Source organism: Anabaenopsis tanganyikae CS-531 (assembly GCF_029891675.1).
Taxonomy (GTDB): domain Bacteria; phylum Cyanobacteriota; class Cyanobacteriia; order Cyanobacteriales; family Nostocaceae; genus Anabaenopsis; species Anabaenopsis arnoldii.
In genome coordinates this window covers 17512-30012 of the sequence record NZ_JANQDF010000103.1, presented here as the reverse complement: position 1 = coordinate 30012, position 12501 = coordinate 17512, and the positions used below count along the sequence as shown (strand labels likewise).

12 protein-coding genes are annotated in these 12501 nt (G+C 41.2%); 10 read left to right on the top strand and 2 right to left on the bottom strand.

Annotated elements, in window-relative coordinates; all coding sequences use genetic code 11:
- The 5 genes from NWP22_RS10690 to minE all read left to right on the top strand — a co-directional run.
- The coding region (locus tag NWP22_RS10690; protein WP_280801731.1) for a transposase at positions 1-125 on the top strand (125 nt) is incomplete at its 5' end.
- Between the two features lie 855 nt (positions 126-980).
- Positions 981-2306 (top strand): four-carbon acid sugar kinase family protein, encoded by a 1326-nt coding sequence (locus NWP22_RS10685; protein ID WP_280801857.1) that lies wholly within the window; start codon positions 981-983, stop codon positions 2304-2306.
- Positions 2307-2379: 73 nt separating this feature from the next.
- Positions 2380-3444, top strand: a complete 1065-nt coding sequence (gene minC / locus NWP22_RS10680; protein ID WP_280801856.1) for a septum site-determining protein MinC — start codon at positions 2380-2382, stop codon at positions 3442-3444.
- Positions 3445-3488: 44 nt separating this feature from the next.
- Positions 3489-4295 carry a septum site-determining protein MinD gene (gene minD, locus NWP22_RS10675; protein ID WP_271735008.1) on the top strand — a complete coding sequence of 269 codons (807 nt, stop codon included), beginning with the start codon at positions 3489-3491 and terminating at the stop codon, positions 4293-4295.
- Positions 4296-4327: 32 nt separating this feature from the next.
- Positions 4328-4627, top strand: coding sequence for a cell division topological specificity factor MinE (gene minE, locus NWP22_RS10670; RefSeq protein WP_271735033.1), 300 nt, complete (start codon positions 4328-4330; stop codon positions 4625-4627).
- Between the two features lie 112 nt (positions 4628-4739).
- Here the strand turns inward: minE and NWP22_RS10665 are convergent, their stop codons facing one another.
- A complete protein-coding gene (locus tag NWP22_RS10665; protein ID WP_271735007.1) occupies positions 4740-6014 on the bottom strand; it encodes a hypothetical protein in 1275 nt (424 codons plus the stop codon).
- 939 nt (positions 6015-6953) lie between these two features.
- Here NWP22_RS10665 and fmt point away from each other — a divergent pair.
- Positions 6954-7955 (top strand): methionyl-tRNA formyltransferase, encoded by a 1002-nt coding sequence (fmt, locus tag NWP22_RS10660; protein ID WP_271735006.1) that lies wholly within the window; start codon positions 6954-6956, stop codon positions 7953-7955.
- A gap of 3 nt (positions 7956-7958) precedes the next feature.
- Here fmt and NWP22_RS10655 read toward each other — a convergent pair whose 3' ends face one another.
- The gene (locus NWP22_RS10655; RefSeq protein WP_271735005.1) at positions 7959-8324 is read right to left on the bottom strand and encodes a DUF6464 family protein; all 366 of its coding nucleotides are present in this window, start codon (positions 8322-8324) and stop codon (positions 7959-7961) included.
- Positions 8325-8735: 411 nt separating this feature from the next.
- Between NWP22_RS10655 and psaC the strand changes: the two genes are divergently transcribed.
- The 4 genes from psaC to NWP22_RS10635 all read left to right on the top strand — a co-directional run bounded on the left by psaC (position 8736) and on the right by NWP22_RS10635 (position 12405).
- Positions 8736-8981 carry a photosystem I iron-sulfur center protein PsaC gene (psaC, locus tag NWP22_RS10650; protein ID WP_271735004.1) on the top strand — a complete coding sequence of 82 codons (246 nt, stop codon included), beginning with the start codon at positions 8736-8738 and terminating at the stop codon, positions 8979-8981.
- A gap of 220 nt (positions 8982-9201) precedes the next feature.
- Complete coding sequence (gene glmS, locus NWP22_RS10645; protein WP_271735003.1) at positions 9202-11100, top strand: glutamine--fructose-6-phosphate transaminase (isomerizing); 1899 nt, start codon at positions 9202-9204, stop codon at positions 11098-11100.
- Positions 11101-11535: 435 nt separating this feature from the next.
- Complete coding sequence (locus tag NWP22_RS10640) at positions 11536-11793, top strand: hypothetical protein (protein ID WP_271735002.1); 258 nt, start codon at positions 11536-11538, stop codon at positions 11791-11793.
- A gap of 279 nt (positions 11794-12072) precedes the next feature.
- Positions 12073-12405 carry a helix-turn-helix transcriptional regulator gene (locus NWP22_RS10635; RefSeq protein WP_271735001.1) on the top strand — a complete coding sequence of 111 codons (333 nt, stop codon included), beginning with the start codon at positions 12073-12075 and terminating at the stop codon, positions 12403-12405.
- Positions 12406-12501 lie beyond the last annotated feature (96 nt).

Sequence of the window (12501 nt, the reverse complement as noted above, 5' to 3'; positions counted from 1 at the left end):
GTACTGTAGAAGGAATTAATAATAAACTCAAGTTAATTAAAAGACTTGGATATGGCTTCCGTAATTTCAGTAATTTTAGATTACGCAGTTTATTAAACTGGCATTTTACTATTGATTATCCATAAAAGTAACAGAAGAACCACAATTTATTAGCAATATCATATGATAATCGTGTTAAAAATACTAACGAAATACATTGATTTTTAGCTAAAATTATGACTAAAAAACCGAAACCAGAAATTACATAGCACAGAAGATATTCAAAATCTTTTAATTCATTAACAAACACTTATATAAGAAATCATTCAATCATAAAATTATGTATTAGCCTGAGTCGGATATGCAAATATTTTCAGAAGATTAAAAAAATCTTTCAGATCAAGGTATGTACAAACTACTAAGCTACGTAAACCATAAATGTGATAAAATTAATTTTTTATCCTTCATAAAACTGATAAATGCTGTATTATTATATGTGTGTCAAGAAATCTCGAATATCAAAAAAATACCAGCAAATAAAACAAGTTTAATAGTAAATATCCAAATTCCGTACTATCACAGCAACTTTTATTTAAGTCAGGTACAATAGTGCCGACAAAAGTTATAAGATTCTTAAAGGTTGTTTGATAAGTTTTAAACAGGTAATTTTTATCTTAGGGAACACAGGAAAACACCGAACACACCGAACAGGGAATGGGGAATGGGAAGGATTGCGGAACACACCGAACACACAAAAAACAATAAAATCCAGTCCCCTTCCCTTACAAGGGGAGGGTTAGGGAGGGGTAAAACAATATTTGATACACTAATCATAAATTGACAAACATCCTCTAAGAGTACCGCTCTATAATGTAATATGGGGTATCTGTGTTCATTTGTGTTGATGATCTGTGGTTAAATAAAAAATCTTCTATCAGTAAAAGTTACTGCCAACGCATTTTGCGGGATAATAAAAAAATACTTGTAAATAAAACACATTTATGAATAATAGACCCAAAATTATTGTTTTAGATGATGACCCCACAGGCTCGCAAACTGTCCACAGTTGCTTACTGTTGATGCAGTGGGATGTAGATACTTTACGCCTCGGCTTGCAAGATGATTCACCAATATTCTTTGTCCTGACAAATACGAGATCCTTACCGCCGGAGTCAGCAGCTGCCTTGACTAGAGAAGTCTGTCAAAAGTTAAAACAGGCGTTAAGAGAGGAAAATATAACTGACTTTTTAGTTGTTAGCCGTTCCGACTCAACACTGCGAGGACATTATCCCATAGAAACGGATGCGATCGCCCAAGAACTCGGACCGTTTGACGCTCATTTTCTTGTCCCGGCATTTTTTGAAGGTGGTCGCATCACCCGCGACAGCGTACACTACCTGATGATTGATGGTATACCGACCCCAGTACATGAAACAGAATTTGCCCGTGATTCCGTATTCAGCTACCATCACAGTTACTTACCCAAATATGTAGATGAAAAGACTCAGGGGCGTATTAGTGCGGAATCTGTAACCCGATTTTTACTGGAGGATATTCGCAGTGGTAGTTTAGAACGCTTATTGGGACTGAGTAATAATCAGTGCGCCGTGGTAGATGGTGAGACACAAGCGGATCTCAACTCCTTTGCGGTAGATGTGCTAACAGCAGCAAGTCAAGGAAAACGCTTTTTGTTTCGCAGTGCTGCCAGTATTCTAACAGCTTTGGCGGGCTTACCTCCTCAACCCATTGCCGCTGAAAACATGGCGGAATATGTGCGGGACGGAAAACCGGGTGCAGTAATTGTCGGTTCCCACGTGAAAAAGACCACTCAGCAGTTGCAGTCGTTATTGCAAGTGGAGGGGACGGTGGGAATTGAAGTAGATGTAGCACGATTACTGGATAATGGGGTGAATGAATCGGCTAAACTGCTAACCGAGATTGTGGAAACTACAAAAGCGGTACATAATGGTGGGAAAACACCAGTAGTTTATACCAGTCGTCAGGAACTAACTTTTCAGGATATCAACAGTAGGTTAGAATTTGGGCTGAAAGTTTCGGGTTTATTGATGGATATTGTCCGGGGTTTACCATCTGATATCGGATTTTTAATCAGCAAGGGTGGGATAACTTCCAACGATGTCTTAAGTACCGGACTGTGTTTAAATTCAGCCCGGTTACTGGGACAAATTTTAGCTGGTTGTTCAATGGTGATCACCACTGCGGAACACCCTCAGTTTCCCAATTTACCAGTGGTGCTGTTTCCTGGTAATGTCGGCGATGCTGATGCCTTGGCGAGAATTTACAGAAGATTAACTAGAAAGCCATAGGTAAAAAAATTTTTGGATTTTACAACTGACTTAATATTGATAATTACTCGGTGTATCTTTTGGTTGGTGCTGCATGACTTCTGATTCTCATATCCCCAATTTAGAGTCAAATTCTGCACTCCCTGATGCAGGATTAACGTCTCATATTCCGGATTTAGAGGTAAATCCTAGCTTTGCAGAGGGTGGGTCGTTGAAGTCCGGTAATATTGAGACTCCTTCTGATAATATTATCCCGGATGCAGAACTAAATTCTGTTATCCTTTACTTACAGTCAAATTCTGAATCGGATGATCTAGATTCAAACTCTATTCCTACTGATGTAGATTCTCTGTCTCAGTTGGATGATATAGATTTGGATAGTGACCCTCCTGAGTCATTAACAGCAGAGAATAGTTTAAAAAACCATATCCAAGTGCAGTTAAAAAGTGAGGGAGAAAGACTGTTGGTAGTTTTGCCAGATGAGTCTCAAATACCAGCTTCAGAACTCGCCTGGTCTGAGATTTGGCAACAATTAAAGTTGCGCTTAAATGCCAGCGAACGCTTTCGCAGATCTAGCAGACCAGTACATTTAATCGCTAAAGACCGGTTGTTAGATGGACGACAACTACAAGAATTCGCTGAGGCTTTGGGTGAGGCGCAACTGGATTTGAAATCTGTAGCCACCAGTCGTCGGCAAACGGCGATCGCCGCTGTCACCTCTGGTTATTCAGTCGAACAGATTGCACCAGAAAGTTCTCTCAATTCCCAGTCTAAAACTGCTATACCCACCTCAGCAGATGCCCTATATCTAGAAATGACAGTACGTTCCGGGACTGAAATTCGTCATCCTGGCACAGTAGTTATTTTAGGAGATTTAAATCCAGGTGGTATCGTAGTTGCACAAGGAGATATTGTAGTATGGGGAAGATTACGTGGAATTGCTCATGCGGGTGCCGGAGGCAATCGTCAGTGTCTGATTATGGCCTTGCAAATGGAACCAACCCAGTTGCGGATCGCGGATGCTGTAGCTAGGTCTCCAGAGAAATCACCAATGCCGACTTTTCCAGAAGTGGCTCACATTACCTCCGAAGGAATTCGCATCGCCAGGGCTAATGATTTTTCCAGAAACCAATTAAATAGGTTAAATCAGGTGCTATAAGTATTTACTATATTTCCTGAACCCTCATCGGGCGCAACTCTATCATGACTCGGATTATTGTCATTACCTCCGGTAAAGGAGGAGTGGGTAAAACCACAGTTTCAGCAAATTTAGGCATGACTTTAGCCAAAATGGGGCGTCAAGTAGCTTTAGTTGATGCGGATTTTGGTCTGAGAAATTTGGATTTGTTACTGGGACTAGAAAACCGCATAGTTTATACTGCGGTGGAAGTTCTGGCTAGGGAGTGTCGATTAGAACAGGCCTTGGTTAAAGATAAGCGACAGCCCAATCTTGTATTACTACCAGCAGCGCAAAATCGTTCTAAAGACGCAGTCACTCCGGAACAAATGAAATTGCTAGTGAATGCACTAGCCCAAAAGTTTCAGTACGTGATTATTGACAGTCCGGCTGGTATTGAAAATGGGTTTAAAAATGCCATCGCCCCGGCAAAAGAAGCCCTAATTGTCACTACTCCTGAAATTTCCGCAGTTCGCGATGCTGACAGAGTAGTGGGGTTATTAGAAGCACAAGGAATTAAGCGTGCTCATTTAATCATTAACCGCATCAGACCAGCAATGGTGCGAGCAAATGATATGATGTCTGTGCAAGACGTTCAGGAACTTCTGGCAATACCCCTCATCGGGGTGATACCGGATGATGACCGTGTTATTGTCTCTACCAATCGCGGCGAACCTTTAGTATTAGGGGAAACCCCCTCTTTAGCTGCCATAGCCTTTGATAATATTGCCCGTAGATTGGAAGGAGAAAAGGTCGATTTTCTTGATCTGGACTCACCCCACGACAGCCTCTTCGCCCGTCTGCGAAGGTTGTTATGGACAAAGATTGTTTAATTCATGTTCCAGTCTCCGCAAACCTATTGGCAATGATTCTCGAACTTATAGAACGATTATTTTTACGTAGTCCTGACAGCAGTCGCACACAAGTGAAACGTCGCTTGCAACTGGTGATTGCCCACGACCGCGTTGATTTAGACCCGCAAAAGTTAGAAAAAATGCGACAGGAAATTCTAGAGATAGTTTGTCGCTATGTGGAAATTGAGGCAGAGGGACTAGAGTTTTCTTTAGAAAGCAACCAACGCACCACAGCCTTGATTGCTAATTTACCTATCCGTCGCGTCAAACAAACCCTGAATCAATTAGAAAACAGTGAAAAGTTAGAATAGTAGTAGTTAGGTAAATCACTAAATAGAAAAATTTATTCTATAGCTTTAATTGTTGTAAAAAAAATCCCGTTGTGATTATATGACAACGGGAGTCAGGCTGACCATTTAGAAGCTATCGAGAAGCAAATTGTGGACCTGGCCAAACTTCTGTAATTTTTTGACCAAAAGTAATAGGCTGATCTGCATCTGTTGTATCTAAAGTCTGACCATCGGTAGTAACTTGCACCAAAGGCCAGTTTTCTTCTCCCATTTCTCCTGAACGGAAAAGTGCATGATCAGGTTTGTTTTTACTCCAACCCAATAATACGGCTATCTTCTCATGCTCATGTGCCTCACGAGCAGGAGCAACAGTATTAATGTAATTTTTTTGCATGTCCCAAATGACTGCATGGTCTGTAGAATCGCCTGTGTTGAACTTACCTTTAAATTTACGTGCTAAAAAGCGATCGCCTTTTTCTGACCAGCTAACAGGAACTAAAACCCCAATTTGACCACTCATACCAGTATCTGCTACCACTGATGAGTCCTTTGTGTTCAACAAAGGATCGCTTATCGGACCTGTTGAAAGCATCACCCGCAAGGTTTTAGCTTGCGTATCTTCCAGAAACATCACACTGGTAACTTTGCTGTTATACATTTCTGGTTTTACTTCTAGCTGCACCCTACTGTAAACAATATATCTACCATCTGGAGAACTCACAGGCACACTGCGGTAATAGCGAACCCCCGAACCACCGTTAGCACTAATCGCCTCATGGGTAGCGAGAATCCATTTCCAAGGAATGGGATGGGGGCTTCCTATGGGATCAATCTCTCCTACTTGCGCTTCATCCAGTTCTTCAATCACAGGTGTTTCTCGCCTGAAAATTTCTGGCAATTGTTGAGGAGTTTTTCTCAATGATTTAGCCATCAGCAATTCATTAGGGAACTGTGCATGAAGGCTATTCCCAGGCTGTGGGAATTGTTGCCCTAAATTAAATTTACTCACAGGAGTTTCTGGAATTACTACTAGTTCTCCTCCTGTGAATGGTGAAACATGATGGGACTCAATATCTGTTAGCAAAGAGTAAGCCCCGTTTTGTAATCTTGACTGTTCCCCAAGAGAAGCCATTAACAATGGCATAGTGCGAGATTTTGCCGTCAAAGAGATGATGGGAGATGTTGTTAATGCTTCAACTAAATAAGGTTCATTTATACTAGCCACTGTCAAAGGAGCAGAGTCAAACTCTGACCGTGCAGTGGCCATATTTGTGACTGCTTTTGATTGTTTTGCTGAGGTAGAGTGAACCGATACAGCAACTAAGGGGGTGATCAGCATCACCAGAACAAAATAATTGAGAAATGGTTGGAGGCGGAACCATCCTGATAGCAAGAAGGGTTTGAGCATATGTGGACTCTCTAGGGAGGAGGGCGTGCTGTGTGAAGAGCAATACCTAGGCAGCAAGGAAGCAGACGATAATTAGATAATTAAAGATATAACTACAAATTTCTACATTTAACGATTTAAACTGGATAATTTGTTGAAACTTTGCAGAACTTGACAAAAGTTTAGTATCATAATAATTTGCACCTGTTTACAGAGAGATTGTAATTGTGTTCCTGGAGGTTTGCCATCAAAAAGTCATGCAGAGTAACTCTATAGTTATTAGCTACATACAATATGGTACATTTCCTTACCCTATTGATTCCTGCTACAAGAAAGCAGAGCCTGATCAAGGTAAAATTCAGGCGTTAGTTCAAAAGTTGAGAAAGATGATGCACAACTCAATAAAACTAAGAAAACAGCTTGACCATCTACCCTAAGATAGAAACTAATATTTCTGGAAAAATTGAGGCATCGCCATCTCATGAGTTCGATAAACACAACTAAACTCTTAACCAAATAGGGGTTAAACCCATCACACAGATTGATTCAGTCAGCCTAAAATGACTGGTTGTGAAACATAGCCAAATAGGAAGACTAATACTGCCGAGAGTTCACACCAACTGATTAGCTGCTTAACCCACTATATATAGTCTATCAAGGAAACTTGATTTTCGCCAATATGAAACCACTTTAACATCAAAAAAATTCATTTTGCAGTGTTACTGCTAATAAGCTTGGTTCATGGACACCGTACCGTCGGGAACGGGGTGATTTATCAGGACATGTAACGCCAGATTATTTATCCGTGTTTTGATTTATTACGCAACTACTACTAAGTACATCAGTGGGCGAAAATCCTATAGAATTATCTAAATTGGTTTTGAGTCAGGACTTTATTTGTATTTTGTCCTGGGGGAAAGACAAATCATTTCAGATGACCTACGTAACAAGTAATAACTAATGAAAATAGTATTTTTTGGAACACCTCACTTCGCCGTTCCTACCCTAGAAAAATTATTAAATCAACCAGAGTTTGAGATTTTAGCAGTTGTCACCCAACCTGATAAACGCCGTGAACGGGGAAATAAATTAATCCCTTCCCCCATCAAAACCGTTGCTATTGACCATAACTTGCCTGTATGGCAACCACCACGGATTAAAAAGGATACTGAGACTTTAACCCAACTTCAACAGTCTGATGCAGATGTCTTTGTGGTCGTGGCCTATGGACAGATTTTGTCAGCAGAAATATTGGATATGCCCAGGTTAGGTTGTATTAACGTCCATGGCTCGATTTTACCTAAGTATCGTGGTGCAGCACCAATTCAGTGGTGTCTCTATAACGGTGAAAAGGAAACGGGAATCACCACAATGTTAATGGATGTAGGAATGGATACCGGAGCTATGTTATTGAAGGCAAGCACACCGATTGCATTGCTAGATAATTCCCAGGATTTAGCTCAGAGGCTATCTGTAATGGGTGGAGATTTATTAGTAGAAACTTTATTCCATTGGCAAAATCAAGAAATTGAACCTGTTCCTCAAGATGACTCAGAAGCGACTTACGCGCCTTTGATTACAAAGCACAACTACACATTAGACTGGTCAAAGACTGCTATTCAATTACACAACCAAATTAGAGGCTTTTACCCCAATTGTACAACCACCTTTCGTGATCAAGGAATAAAAATTATTGCCTCTATTCCCATTGGGGATGCTTACTGTGACGATTCGACAACTGAAATAAAAGAAATATACGAAAAATTACCTGATTTATCAACCAGATCAGGGAGTATAGGAGAAGTGGTAAGCATCGCCAAGGGAATTGGCCCTATTGCCCAAACTGGTCAGGGGTTGCTACTTTTACGAGAGGTTCAGTTAGCCGGTAAACGTCCCCAGTCGGGATGGGATTTTGTCAATGGTAACCGTTTAATTGTGGGCGAAGTATTAGGGAATTGTTGACACCTAACTTCTCACTTCTATTTTTTCGTAGAAACGACAAGACTCACACGGTCCGTCCGGGTTGACAGCACAGCGGATGATTTCTGACTGTGCATTATAGATACAGGTAGCATCACCTATTACCCAACGTCCCTTGACTAAGGTTTTCTCTGTTGGTCTTTTGGCTGACTGTACGTAAAGGGCTATATTCCGCAAGTGGTAACGTCCCGATTTAAATTGGTATCTGTGGCGGCGTTCTAATACCGCATAAGTTTTACCTTCAAAATCGACATAGTTTCCTGGTTGGGGTGTCCAATCAAGTTGGACTCTACCGAGTGACTGGTGACCATGTGTCAGAATCACCTCAGTTGCTAAAGACTCTGGCTCCATAAATAAATTTATGTGATGTGATTTACATTATACAAATCCTATCGCAGTAAACTACTCTAGCTGACCAAATCACCGCGATCGCTGGCGATCGCCGATCACTATTTGCTTTGCTGTAATAGTCTATAATTACTATGGAGAAATCCCAGATTGACTTGATTTGTGTTGACTTTCACTTCATATAAGTTTACAAATAGCAGGGCTTTGAGCCGGCATAAAAGTAAATACACCCATTGATTCTCATTGATATATAGGCAATAGAGAGATTTAGCAAATATAAAATTTCCCCAGTGGCTATTACATTGTTTAAAGTTATGTAGCCTTTTGATTACGGACGATAAGCTACTGCTGTAAACTATGCTTTGATATATGATTCTTTTGCAGAGAAGAACACTGGAAAGGAGCCTTTTTTCAATGTCTCATACCGTAAAAATCTACGATACCTGCATTGGCTGCACCCAGTGCGTCCGCGCTTGTCCTACAGACGTGTTGGAGATGGTGCCCTGGGAAGGCTGTAAAGCCGCTCAAATTGCCTCTTCACCGCGCACCGAAGACTGCGTGGGATGTAAGCGTTGTGAAACAGCCTGCCCTACTGACTTTTTAAGCATTCGAGTCTACTTAGGGGCTGAGACAACTCGCAGTATGGGTCTAGCTTATTAAGGAATTGACTTTAAATTCCTGATTTGGTTGACAATTTACGATTGTAGGGTGGATATGTTCACCCTACGACATTTTTATTTTTTTTTAGGAAAAGTAAAAAACCATTACCATAGCTGGTAGCATAGGGAGCTAATTGCTCCTTTTTTTTTGGGAGAGAATGCCGCTGTTCTGCTGGCAACTAGACTAGATTGCAGTATATTGAAACCAGGTGGTGTCAGTCATGTGTGGAATCGTTGGGTATATAGGCACTCAATCAGCAACAGATATCTTACTGGCAGGGCTAGAAAAACTAGAATATCGGGGATACGACTCCGCCGGTATAGCCACCGTATGGGAAGATGAGGTAAAATGTGTTCGCGCCAAAGGAAAACTACACAACCTGCGTTCTAAACTCGAACAAATAGCAACTCCTGCCCAAATTGGTATCGGTCACACCCGCTGGGCGACTCATGGTAAACCGGAAGAACACAACGCCCATCCCCATATGGACAATAACATGCGTGTGGCGGTGGTACAAAATGGCATTGTCGAAAACTACCGGGAATTGCGCGAAGAACTTAAACAAAAAGGACACCTGTTTGTTTCCGAAACTGACACCGAAGTAATTCCCCATCTCATAGCCGAATTTCTAAAGCATCCCCCAACGCCCCATCTCCCTACCTCCCCATCTCCTTTATTAGAAGCAATTCGCCAAGCCGTTAACCATCTTCAGGGTGCATTTGCCATCGCAGTTATTTCTGCTGACCACCCAGATGAGTTGATTGTAGTGCGTCAACAAGCCCCCTTAGTGATTGGCTTTGGTCAAGGTGAGTTCTTTTGCGCCTCTGACACTCCAGCCATTGTGGCTCATACCCGTGCTATTTTACCGCTAGAAAATGGCGAAATCGCTAGAATGACACCATTAGGCGTAGAAATTTATAACTTTGCCGGGTATAGGTTGAGAAAACAACCCCGGTTGCTGAATTTGAATCCCACGATGGTAGAAAAGCAGGGATTCAAACACTTTATGCTCAAAGAAATCCATGAGCAACCGGGGGTAGTTAGAGCTAGTTTAGCTGCTTACTTTCGTACTGGTACTAATTTGACTGAATCAAGGTCACCAATTAACCTCAACTTACCTGATGAATTTTACACAGACCTAGAACAAATTAATATTGTTGCCTGTGGTACAAGTTGGCACGCAGGATTAATCGGCAAATATTTAATTGAACAACTGGCAGGGATTTCTACTCAAGTACATTATGCTTCTGAGTATCGCTATGCACCTTCACCCTTAACAGCGAATACGTTAATTATTGGTGTTACCCAATCTGGTGAAACTGCGGATACACTGGCGGCTTTAAGTATGGAAAAAGACCGTCGTCAAGGGAAAGAAGACAAATATCAAGCCCGACTTTTAGGTATTACCAATCGTCCAGAAAGCAGTTTAGGTTTAATGGTTCCCCATATGATCAACACCTTAGCAGGAATTGAAATTGGGGTGGCAGCAACCAAAACTTTTACCGCCCAACTGATGGCATTTTACGCTTTAGCTCTAGATTTAGCAGCACGTCGCCAGACAGTTTCACCAGAGAGGCTAGCAGAAATTATTCACGGGTTGCAGCAAATTCCTCAACAAATTGAGGGCACTTTGACAAGTCAGGAAACTTTAACCGAACACTTAGCACATGACTTTGCTGAAACCAAGGATTTTATCTTTTTGGGGAGGGGGATCAACTTTCCCGTTGCTTTAGAAGGAGCTTTAAAATTAAAGGAAATCAGCTATATTCATGCTGAAGGTTACCCAGCGGGGGAAATGAAACATGGCCCCATTGCTTTATTAGAGGCGAAAGTTCCTGTAGTGGCGATCGCTGTTCCTGGTAGTGTTTATGAAAAGGTGCTTTCTAATGCCCAAGAAGCCAAAGCCAGAGATTCCCGCTTAATTGGTGTAACTCCCATCCATGATGGGGAAGCTGGGGAGATTTTTAACCATCTGCTCCCCGTTTCTGAGGTAGATGAGTTATTATCGCCTATTCTGACAGTGATTCCTTTGCAATTGTTAGCCTATCATATTGCCGCCCGTCGTGGTTTGGATGTCGATCAACCTCGTAATCTCGCTAAGAGCGTGACGGTGGAATAATTTTCAATCGGGTTCAGTTAATGCTGTGGAAACATCAGCCTTTGGTGTTGTCTCTAAGTCAACCGCATCCGGTAACCTCAATCAGCAAGTGATTTCTAGCCGACAGATATCAGCAGATGGTTGAATTTATCAGTTCATTAATGCTAAAATGCATTTTTTGGGTAAGGCTTTGTCCAGTGGGTGAGGCAATGTAGCAGGATTACTGCCTGTGATTATTGATTTAACCCATAATCTCCCGTGATTAATGCGCGGGAGAGTGGTTTTAACTGCAATTGCTTAGATCAGTAATTGTCAAGTAAATTTTTTACCCCAAAGTTAATAATATCTTTTTGCGGATATCTCTGACGATGCTTGAAGGACTACAAAGGTCTCTTTCAAAATCGATATCAAGATTTTCGTTTTTTATTGTCCAGGTTTGCAATTCTTGAACTTAATATGAAACTAATCAAAAAATCTGAAAAGCTTCTCCTCGATAAAATCAAGTTGATGGAGGAAGCAGAAGAACAAGGTTTTCCAGCAGACACTGTTAATGTCTCAGAAGCTGTGGTTGAGGAATATCCGGAATATATAGAGAATGGACAGATTAACTACATTCCTGTACGTACTCATCCCATAGTCCAATCTCTTGGTAACTCAGGTTGGCAAGTTTCCGATATTTGGAAGGATGTCAGGGTAGATAACTTTTCCAGTTGAGAGAAGCAGTAATTAAATCTGTGCATTTGTCCCACGCCTATAAGGAGTGGGTTTCCGGCTCTTATAGGCGCAAAAGTGTTGATTTTACTTATCCATTACCGCTGAAATTTCTGGGGAAATATGGTTGTGTATATTTTATTAAAGCTTTTATAGATAGTCTCAGCAAAAACAATTAAGTATATATAGTGTAAAGAAAAAAAATTAGTAATTTTCTAGGCTTTATTTTCTTTTGGTGATAGAATATACGACTGATATAGATAAAATAAAAGTGCTGTAGCTGTGAAAAAGAAGCCAAAACCAAGGATAGCTTCGCTCCGTGAAAAAGCAGGGCTAACTCAACTTGAACTCTCTCGTCTTGTAGGCGTAACTGAAAGCACGATTCAGAACTGGGAAAGCGGTAGAACTGGGATAGAGCATATTGAAAGAATTATTAGGTTTTGCAAAGCTTTGAATTGCCAAGTTGAAGACCTGATTGAACGTGGGAGTGATTCACCTCACAATTTTACAGATCAACCAAATTCATTACGTGAAATCCATAATCTGCTGGGTACTGAAGATTCAGCATACCCTTCTTATCCTCTTAGTGAAGAGGAAGCAGCCAATTGGAAATAGTTGGCTTTGTATCCTAAGTTCATAAAAATATCGCGGTAAGCGGGAAACTCAGCGGCTTTAGCCCTGAGAGGGAAGCGACTTGGTGGTTAAAACCAC

Excerpts from the sequence above, each read along its gene's own strand:
- NWP22_RS10685 (WP_280801857.1), top strand. The coding sequence starts at position 981 with ATGAATAATAGACCCAAAATTATTGTTTTAGATGATGACCCCACAGGC.
- minC (WP_280801856.1), top strand. The coding sequence starts at position 2,380 with ATGACTTCTGATTCTCATATCCCCAATTTAGAGTCAAATTCTGCACTC.
- minD (WP_271735008.1), top strand. The coding sequence starts at position 3,489 with ATGACTCGGATTATTGTCATTACCTCCGGTAAAGGAGGAGTGGGTAAA.
- minE (WP_271735033.1), top strand. The coding sequence starts at position 4,328 with ATGATTCTCGAACTTATAGAACGATTATTTTTACGTAGTCCTGACAGC.
- NWP22_RS10665 (WP_271735007.1), bottom strand. The coding sequence starts at position 6,014 with ATGCTCAAACCCTTCTTGCTATCAGGATGGTTCCGCCTCCAACCATTT.
- fmt (WP_271735006.1), top strand. The coding sequence starts at position 6,954 with ATGAAAATAGTATTTTTTGGAACACCTCACTTCGCCGTTCCTACCCTA.
- NWP22_RS10655 (WP_271735005.1), bottom strand. The coding sequence starts at position 8,324 with ATGGAGCCAGAGTCTTTAGCAACTGAGGTGATTCTGACACATGGTCAC.
- psaC (WP_271735004.1), top strand. The coding sequence starts at position 8,736 with ATGTCTCATACCGTAAAAATCTACGATACCTGCATTGGCTGCACCCAG.
- glmS (WP_271735003.1), top strand. The coding sequence starts at position 9,202 with ATGTGTGGAATCGTTGGGTATATAGGCACTCAATCAGCAACAGATATC.
- NWP22_RS10640 (WP_271735002.1), top strand. The coding sequence starts at position 11,536 with ATGAAACTAATCAAAAAATCTGAAAAGCTTCTCCTCGATAAAATCAAG.